We start from the raw sequence: 8,731 nt of genomic DNA, 5'->3' as shown, positions 1-8,731 counted from the left end.
TAAATATATTTAAATACAATTTTTATACCTAAAATACTCAGTATGTAAGAGGATGTTTTACAAGGGGGGGTTAAGGGGGGTAATCATTCTATTAAAATCACAGCCAACCACTTTTAAAACATCCTCTTACATACTGAGTATTTTAGGTATAAAAATTGTATTTAAATATATTTACTCTTATAAACTTGTGATGATCATTTCTTGAATGCTACCTTCTACAAGGTGACACAGGATTTGGAGCGGTTTTTTAACCATGAAGCACAGACACAAAGTAGCTTATAGCTTAACATCGCTGATCGGTCTGAATTTAATATCTACTTTAGTTGCATTTGATTCTGCGATGGCTGCGCCACCGAGAACCCCAGATAAAAGTGTCAATTGCGAGATTTTAGTTGTGGGTGGTGGACTATCTGGTGTCGCCACAGCTTACGAGGGGTTGCTAGCAGGACGAACGGTTTGCCTTACGGAAATTACTGACTGGCTGGGAGGACAAATTTCTTCTCAAGGGACATCTGCGTTAGACGAACGCCCAACCCAACGCGCTCTCAAATTCTATTCTCGCGGCTATTTGGAATTGCGAAACCGGATTGGGCGTAAATACGGTAAACTTAACCCTGGTGACTGCTGGGTAAGTGAATCCTGCTTTCTTCCCCGCGATGCTCACGCCATTTTAGCCCAAATGCTCAAAGATGCCGAGAAGCAAGGTAAGGGTAAGTTGCAATGGTTTCCCAACACGGTAATTAAGGATTTGGAAATCGCTGCTGATGGCAAAATAATTAATAGTGCGATCGCTATTCAACATCAACCACCCAAAGGCGCACCACCTCTCAATACCTTTACTTTATCTCAAAGTATTGAAGATTCTTATAGTTATGAAAATTCATCTCGGTTTACCAAAACTATTCTCCGTTTCGTCCCCAAGGCAGAGAAAGGGGATGCTCCTAAGTGGTATGTCGTAGACGCGAGCGAAACCGGAGAAATTATTGCACTAGCTGATGTCCCCTATAGATTAGGCATTGATGCCCGTTCTTACCTGGAACCCTCTGCTTCCAGCGCCAACAACGATCCTTATTGCCCTCAAGGATTTACCTACACTTTTGCAATGGAGGCAACTAAGGAACCGCAACCGCAGACTATGCCCCCATTTTATTCACAATACGCCCCATATTTTAGCTATGAATTAACGCGACTGGCTAACTTTGATTTAGTTTTCACCTATCGTCGCATTTGGAGTCCAAACAAAGGTAAACCAGCAAAATTCGGTGGTGTAAGTTTTGATGCTCCTACACCAGGGGATATTTCTATGCAAAACTGGACTTGGGGTAACGATTACCGCCCTGGAACAGCCCAAGATAACCTGATTTACAGTCGCCAACAGTTACAAAGTACTGGACAGTTAAACCCAGGTGGTTGGATGGGAGGACTGCGGACAGAAACCCTCCGCAAAGCTGAAGAAAATGCCCTCTCATTCTATTATTGGTTGGTAGCTGGGACTACAGATTCTCAGTTGGGCGAGGGTGTAAAGCAGCAGCAAAGCAATAACCGCTTTGTTTCCGGGCTAAATTCTCCAATGGGGACAGTGCATGGCTTATCGAAATATCCCTACATGCGTGAAGGACGGCGCATCATTGGCCGCCCTAGTTGGGGACAACCTGATGGCTTTGGTATTTGGGAAATTGATATTTCTCGCCGAGATTACAGTGATGAATATTACTCCAAGACTCTGCCAGCAGATATGTATCGTCGGCTACGAGCAGCACTTGCAGGTTTGGAAGCTGTATCAGTAATTGATGGCAAAGTTTCACCAGAGAAAGCAATGCGACGGACTCGTTCTACTATCTTCCCCGATGCTGTGGGTATTGGTCACTACGCTATAGATTTCCATCCTTGCATGGTGAATAGTCCCCCAGAAGCCCCTGGTAATACAGAACGTCCAGGTGAAAGGCGGGGTGCTGGTCAAGCTTATCCCTTCCAAATTGCTCTAAGGGCGATGATTCCCCAGAAAATTGATAATTTGCTAGTAGGAGGCAAAAGCATTGCTACTAGTCATATTGCGGCTGCTGCCTATCGAGTCCATTCCTTTGAATGGTCGTCTGGTGCGGCTGCGGGGACTGTTGCTAGTTTTGCCCTCAAAAATGCGATCGCACCCTACCAACTAGTCGATAACTTACCCAAACAAGAGCCAGAACTCGAAGCACTCAAACGGCTTTTGCAACAAAATGGCAACCCCACCGCCTTCCCCGATACATCCATTTTTAACGAAAACTGGGATAATTGGCGGTAGATAGTCATTGGTCATTTGTCATTGGTCATTTGTGATTGGATTTTGAACAAATGACAAAGGACAAATGACAACTGACAATGCACTAAACTAGTTAGTTGTAGTTTTGTAAAATATTATTGACCAATTGTTTTATGATTACGACACTTTCAGCAGATATTTACGGGATGGCCACAGCACCAACTAAAGCTCCTGAACGGTCTAGTCAAGTTATCCGTAAGACTTATCCCAACTACAAAGTGATTGTATTAAACGATGATTTTAATACATTCCAACATGTGTCTGAATGTTTGATGAAATATATTCCAGGGATGAGTGGCGATCGCGCGTGGGATCTGACTAATCAGGTACACTATGAAGGTCAAGCGATCGTTTGGGTCGGCCCTCAAGAACCTGCGGAACTTTATCACCAGCAGCTGCGCCGAGCAGGTTTGACAATGGCACCTCTAGAAGCAGCTTAATTATTATGGGCAAACCCACCGCAGATTCACTCCGGGCGACTTCACAAAAAGCTGCCAGACTAGTTTGGAATCACTCGACACACCTTTCTGGTCTTATCCCAATTTTAGAACGTCTTTGTCAGCAAGACGGCATCCAAACCGTAACGCCGGGAGTACTGGGGCGATCGAGAGGTCATTGCCCAAAAATGCAACTGCGTATCTCAGTACCGATTCGCGGCGGCTATAAAGTCATTGCACGGCAGGGAAAAACGGTACAAGAGGTGTTTATTTTGACCCCTTTGGCCCAGTCCGAACTAGAAGCAGCATTAGCGATCGCAATGAAGTCTTAACCATGCCTCACGCCCAATGTCTATTCTTCAACACGGTGGACTGCAAATTTGTGTAGTGGCAGACTAAGAATGCACGAAAAAGTTAAGAAATATGACAGAGCAGTAGTTATTTTCAAAGTCATAACTACAGATTCCCATTCGGGTAAAATTATTTTCTCTATGCCAAAAGCTACACAATAAACTAGCCAATAAGTAAAGCTCATTCTAAACAGAATCACCTCTGTTTCTTCCACATCACTTTTTTGTTGCTTACTATCCCACAGTAATACCAGTCCAAGAATGCAAGCTACAAAGGAAACAGCAACTACAAATTCGTGACAAAATATATTTAACGAATGCATTTGTGTTTATTCCCACATTTTTCGGTTAAAGATCAGTCTAAAGGAATATTCCTTCCAGAAATACAAATCATTTACAAACCTCAATAGAGGAATAGAAATTATGTAAACAAATGCAACAAAAAATGTTGTTTTGCAAATATAAATATTATTTGATAATTTTCTGAGAGTTTAAAATAATTTGTCTTATATTCCAGTAGGAATGGCTGAACAAAAAATATCCATTCTGGAGTTCAACAAGCGATCGCTAACTAAGCTGTTGTGTTTTTAATTTGCACATTGAGACAGCAGGGGAGCAGAGGAGCAGGTTTACAGGTTTTACCTAAAAGATTATGAGGCAACTTGTAGGCTCGACAGCTTACATCTTCTCAAGTTTGCTGCTTGGCGATCGCCATATTTATCTTTAAATCTCCCAAATCCTAAAAAAGAATATGAATTTAGTTCCGGCTAGCGATCGCACTAAAAAGCGAGTTTTCCCTTATGCTGCTATTCTGATCGGTCTTACCGCAGCCTTGTTAAATTCAGCATCTCTGGCACAATCAACAAGAGGAAATACTTCCGATCGATCGCCCTTACCACAAGCTTATCTAGATGCAGTAGAGGATGCAAAAATTGCCGAACCTCGTAAAATATATCGAAATCTGACTCCGATTGTTTCGTATAACTCCGATCTTAAATGGGACAAAAGCCGGGTTTTAGTAGTAGCTTGGACAAGCTTTCCTGGATATGCAGATAATTTGGGTAAGGTGATGCTTTTATCACGCGATTTATGGGTTACGGCTGTTCCAGACTTACAAAAATTCTGCAAAACTTATCGTACTACTAGCCCAATCTCTTTAGAGTATCGACTGAACCAACTATTGGGTTTACCTCCAGACTCCGTAACTACAAGCAGATATGTTGTTGAACTTTGGGTAGAACCGCGATCGCTCTTTCGTCCTAGTCGAGATCCTAATATTAGCGATCGTGAAGCAGAAGTGGAATTTCCTGTACCTAACGCCTTTGAGTCGATCTCAACCAGCTATCAAGATTGGTTTACCCAACAATTTAAGAGCCGCTACGGTTCACCAAGTGACTCATCAACTACCGTTGTCCATTATCCGTGGACACAACTAGGATATACTTACGACTGGGGAAGTCAAAGTGATTGGCAAAGCCTCGATGCCAAGCGATCGCCTCACGTTGGTTTAAGCGAATTCGTGATTAGAGAATGGTCACGAGTAAGCGTTAATTCTACTCAAAGCGCTAAAAATTATTGTAAATAAAAGACTTATAGGGAAGTAGGGAATTCTGTAGATGGATAGCGGGGTGTTTAGCGCGTGCAGAGTCGGAAATTTAACTTCTTGACTCAGAACTGTTTTACCAAATCTTCAATTGCTAACAATTTTCTCCTAACTGTTCGCAAGCACCAATACTCACCCAGCTACTAGAACCATCTCGCCAAATTTCTTTTTTCCATATAGGTGCGTTGTGTTTGAGGGTATCAATAGCATATTGGCAAGCTTCAAACGCCTCACTCCGATGAGGACAACCCACTGCTACTAAAACGCTAATTTCTCCAACTTGCAAACGTCCGGTGCGATGATGAATCACTACCCGATTCACATCAGACGTAGATAAGCGAATATCAGCAGCAATTTGATAAAATACCCGCAATGCCATAGGTTCGTAAGCTTGATATTCTAAAGCAATCACAGGTTTACCATCAGTTTGATTGCGAACTACTCCACTCATCATAACCACAGCACCGTTGGCTGGATCGTCAGACTTGGCATAGATTTCTTCAAGAGACAATGGTGCAAAGCTAATGGCAAAACTATCTTCGGCTCTTGGTTTAACAGCAGAGTTAAGTGTAGTTGTCATAAGTGCGTTTTTATTTATGTGGGCTTTTTCTATTGTCCCTAAAAAAAGTGGTATTCATTCTTTAGAAATGAATACCACTTTTTATTTTTTCAAAATTCCTGATGAGGGAGATATTTTAGCCAGGTAAAGTTAGCCCAGTCACAGCGATCGCACCAGCGATCGCACTAGCTGCAAGGGAAGTTATAGCTGTCCCAAATATCCACCAAGCAGCATTAGCCACGGTTTTTTTGCTTTCTTCAGCTTGCTTTTTAGCTTGATGTTGGATAGCTTTCAAGCGTTTTTGGGTTTCTTTCTGGATGCGTTCGGCTCGTTGCAATACGCCATCCCGCGCTGATTCTATTTGATCGATAATGCGATTAGCATCCGCCTCAGAGATATCTTCACGAGAACTCATGACAGCAACTAAGGTGTCACGATCGAATTCACTGAGGCGATCGCGCAATGCTTCAAATCCGGCTTGCGGATCGTCAAATACTTTGGCAAAGTCTTGCTTAATGCTTTCATAGTTGAGTTCGGAACGATCCAGGGAGTTAAGATAGTTGCGAACTTTGGCAAAAACTCCATCCAATACTGATTGCACCCTTTCCTGGATCTGCTGGAATTGTTCGACAATGGAACTGCGAACCGAATCAATTTGATCCACAATTCGGTTAGCTTCTTCTTCTGAGATATCTTCTCGTTGAGATAATAGTGCCACAATTGTCGAACGATCGAATTTCGAGGCGCGATCGCTTAAACTTCCAATTCCAGCACGGGGAGAAGACAGCAGCAATTGTAAATCGCGTTTGATTCCTTCAGGGTTGAGTTCGTCTTTGTTGGTATTACGCAGATATTCTTCAAGATTGGCTTCAAAATCTAAAGCTGCTTGAGTGGTACGTTTTGCTAAACGTTTTGGCGCTCTGATAATATCACCAATGGCATCTTGGGCGCGATCGATGATCTGATTAACTTCCTCTTGGCTCAAGTCTCCGCGCTGACTGACAAGTTTAACCAAGGTTTCTCGATCGACATTAGATAAGCGATCGCGCAGTGCTAAGGCTCCAGCTTTAGGATCGTCGAGTAATTTTTCCAAATCGCTTCTGATACCTTCAGGATCTAGTTCTTCCAAGTTGGTATTGCGGAGATATTCTGCGATCGCTTTTGTAGTTTTTTCGTACTGTTCTTTTGCTTGCTGCGGTACTTGCAAAATACTATCTCGGACTGATTCTAGCTGATCGAGAGTTTGGTTTACCTGTTCTTCGCTCAAATCTTGGCGCTGACTGAGCAATTGTACCAGTGTATCCCGGTCAAATTGCGCTAGGCGCGATCGTAACAAGCTAATTCCAGCTTGCGGATCGTCTAGTAAAACTTTAAACTCACGTTTGATGCCTTCGGGGTTGAGTTCGTCTTTATTAGTATTCCGCAGATAGTCTTCAACTTTTTGGCGCAGTTCATCGGCTTTCGCTTTTGCTTGTTCTTGCAATTCTCTAGCGCGATTCAAGACATTATCGCGATTGCGTTCGAGTTGACTAACAATATTATTGGCTTCCTCTTCACTGATATCTTGACGCTGTTGGAGTAATTGTACAAAAGTATCGCGGTCAAATTGCCCGAAGCGGCTACTTAAATCTTCAAAGCCAGCTTGTGGATCGTCTAGCAACTTGCCAAAGTCTCGTTCAATACCTTCAGGGTTGAGTTCTTCTTTCCCCGTTGAACGCAGATAATCTTCGATGCGCGTGCGGAAATCTTGCCCTTTTTCTCGCGTTTGAGCCTGTTTTACAGTCTCTAAAACTTCCAAGCGATCGCTTTCCATTTGTTCGGAAATTTCTTTCACTCTGGCTTCGCTAATATCACCGCGCTGCTTTAGCAAGTTGGTAAAATATTCTTGATTTATTTCTTCCAACTCCCATCTGACAGTTGTCGGATCTGCATTTACGTCATAGATGACTTCTTTAAATTCATCTACGAGGGTAATTCGGTTAAAATGCCAAGGGAAGGAATTCAATATGTATTCTTCGACATCTGCTTTAATCGCGTTTTCAAGTGATATTGGCAATTTTGCAGATACTTGCTTAGTTGCTTGCTTTCTAAACTCTTGAAATTGTTCTGTGACTCGATCGACATCGACATCTTGAACTTTTTCTTTTAGCTTTTGCAACTGAGTTGTAATTTTGTTGACATCAATATCAGAAAGGTTGATCCGCTCCAAAACGGCTGGTGCAGCAGCGCTCAAACCATATCTAATAGCTTGCTTAATTACACCATTGCCATTACCGCCTCCAAATGTAACCAGTTGTTGAAGTCGTTCGCCCAATTGCTCAGAATTCAGTTCTTCAGGAGTAGCAGATTTAAGTAAATTAATTACTTGTTCTGTGGGATTTTGACGATTCAAAGCTTCTTGCCAAGCACCTTGAAATTGGTCGGCAATGCCATTGATATCTTCTTTAGAAAAATCTGTGCGACTGCTGATTAAATCAATAAATGTTTGGCGATCGATGTTTTTTAATAGGTCGTTGTTAGCAACAGATTGCAAATCTGTATCTTTAAGAAGCTGGTCAAATTGGGTGCGAATTTCTTTAACATCCAGCTTTGGCAATTGCAAAGAACCTAAAGAACTTTGGAGCGTATTTTTAATTCCTTCAGGATCAAAACCTGAAGTTAATTCCCGTCGGACTGCGGCTGTAATATCTTCAGCCGTAGAAACTAACTGTTTTTTTGCAGCATTAGCACCGATACCAGCAGTTGCTGTACCTATCAGAGCTTGAAAACCAGAAGTTACAGTATTAGAGATAGAACCAATTAAAGAACCTACTGCTGATGAACCCAACCAAATTACTAGTGAAAAATAGGTAGACCAAATTACTACACCAATAATTGCACCTAAAAATGCACTTTCGATTAGGCTAAGTTTTACTGCTAAAAAACAAGCAATAAATAATGCAATACTAACCGTTATTAACGCCCAAGTACCAACTTTAGCTTGACCTTTACGAATTGTCTTACCCAAACTTTCCTCTTCATCATCAGAATCTGAGCCAATTTCCCAAGATGAAATTCCGACAGCAACTGAAAAGTTTGTCAATAATAATTGAAAGGCAAATGCCATCAAAACCCCAGCCACCAATGCCACCAAGAATTTAGGCCCAGAAAAAAGAACTGATGCTTCTTCTGGAGTTAGTGCTTCCTGAGCTAAAGTAATTGGCGCTAATCCAAAGAGTAGCGAGTTCCATCCCAAAATAGTTAAAAGACCTTGAAACATAGGATTTTCTCACTTGTTTTCAATTAGATAACCATTCATAAAATGGCTTATCTATCAATTTAGTTGCCAGTTAAATAGAGTGGCACTTTCTTAGGTAAGAACTTTGTTTGTCAAAAGTTGTATTTTACAAAACCTTATATTGGTTTATTAATTTTCAACTAATAAACCAATATAAGGTTTTGTGATTTAATAAAAACCAAAAGAAATATAACCTGATTTAT

At 41.7% G+C, this 8,731-nt stretch carries 7 protein-coding genes; 4 read left to right on the top strand and 3 right to left on the bottom strand.

All coding sequences use genetic code 11. The features are described 5' to 3' along the window. The first annotated feature begins 253 nt into the window (after window positions 1-253). The 3 genes from V7K42_RS20305 (at window position 254) to V7K42_RS20295 (ending at window position 3,071) form a co-directional block, all read left to right on the top strand. Window positions 254-2,284: an FAD-dependent oxidoreductase gene (locus V7K42_RS20305; protein WP_334919167.1), complete on the top strand. Its 2,031-nt coding sequence runs from the start codon at window positions 254-256 to the stop codon at window positions 2,282-2,284. 131 nt (window positions 2,285-2,415) lie between these two features. Further along, window positions 2,416-2,742: an ATP-dependent Clp protease adapter ClpS gene (gene clpS, locus V7K42_RS20300; RefSeq protein WP_322639840.1), complete on the top strand. Its 327-nt coding sequence runs from the start codon at window positions 2,416-2,418 to the stop codon at window positions 2,740-2,742. A 5-nt stretch (window positions 2,743-2,747) separates the two neighbouring features. After that, entirely contained in the window at window positions 2,748-3,071 is a 324-nt protein-coding gene (locus V7K42_RS20295) for a DUF2103 domain-containing protein (RefSeq protein WP_334919166.1), read from the top strand. A gap of 20 nt (window positions 3,072-3,091) precedes the next feature. On the opposite strand, the gene V7K42_RS20290 is transcribed toward V7K42_RS20295, so the two are convergent. Beyond that, a complete protein-coding gene (locus tag V7K42_RS20290) occupies window positions 3,092-3,412 on the bottom strand; it encodes a hypothetical protein (RefSeq protein WP_094332855.1) in 321 nt (106 codons plus the stop codon). Between the two features lie 428 nt (window positions 3,413-3,840). Here V7K42_RS20290 and V7K42_RS20285 point away from each other — a divergent pair, with 428 nt between their 5' ends. Then, window positions 3,841-4,674 carry a hypothetical protein gene (locus tag V7K42_RS20285; protein ID WP_334919165.1) on the top strand — a complete coding sequence of 278 codons (834 nt, stop codon included), beginning with the start codon at window positions 3,841-3,843 and terminating at the stop codon, window positions 4,672-4,674. 112 nt (window positions 4,675-4,786) lie between these two features. On the opposite strand, the gene V7K42_RS20280 is transcribed toward V7K42_RS20285, so the two are convergent. Beyond that, window positions 4,787-5,272 carry a molybdenum cofactor biosynthesis protein MoaE gene (locus tag V7K42_RS20280; protein ID WP_334919164.1) on the bottom strand — a complete coding sequence of 162 codons (486 nt, stop codon included), beginning with the start codon at window positions 5,270-5,272 and terminating at the stop codon, window positions 4,787-4,789. Between the two features lie 115 nt (window positions 5,273-5,387). Next, entirely contained in the window at window positions 5,388-8,510 is a 3,123-nt protein-coding gene (locus tag V7K42_RS20275) for an MFS transporter (RefSeq protein WP_334919163.1), read from the bottom strand. Window positions 8,511-8,731: the final 221 nt, after the last annotated feature.

Origin of the sequence: Nostoc sp. (assembly GCF_036917455.1) — a bacterium.
In the GTDB taxonomy this organism is placed as follows: domain Bacteria; phylum Cyanobacteriota; class Cyanobacteriia; order Cyanobacteriales; family Nostocaceae; genus Nostoc.
The sequence above is the reverse complement of the archived record's forward strand: the minus strand, read 5'-3'. Positions and strand labels throughout refer to the sequence as shown.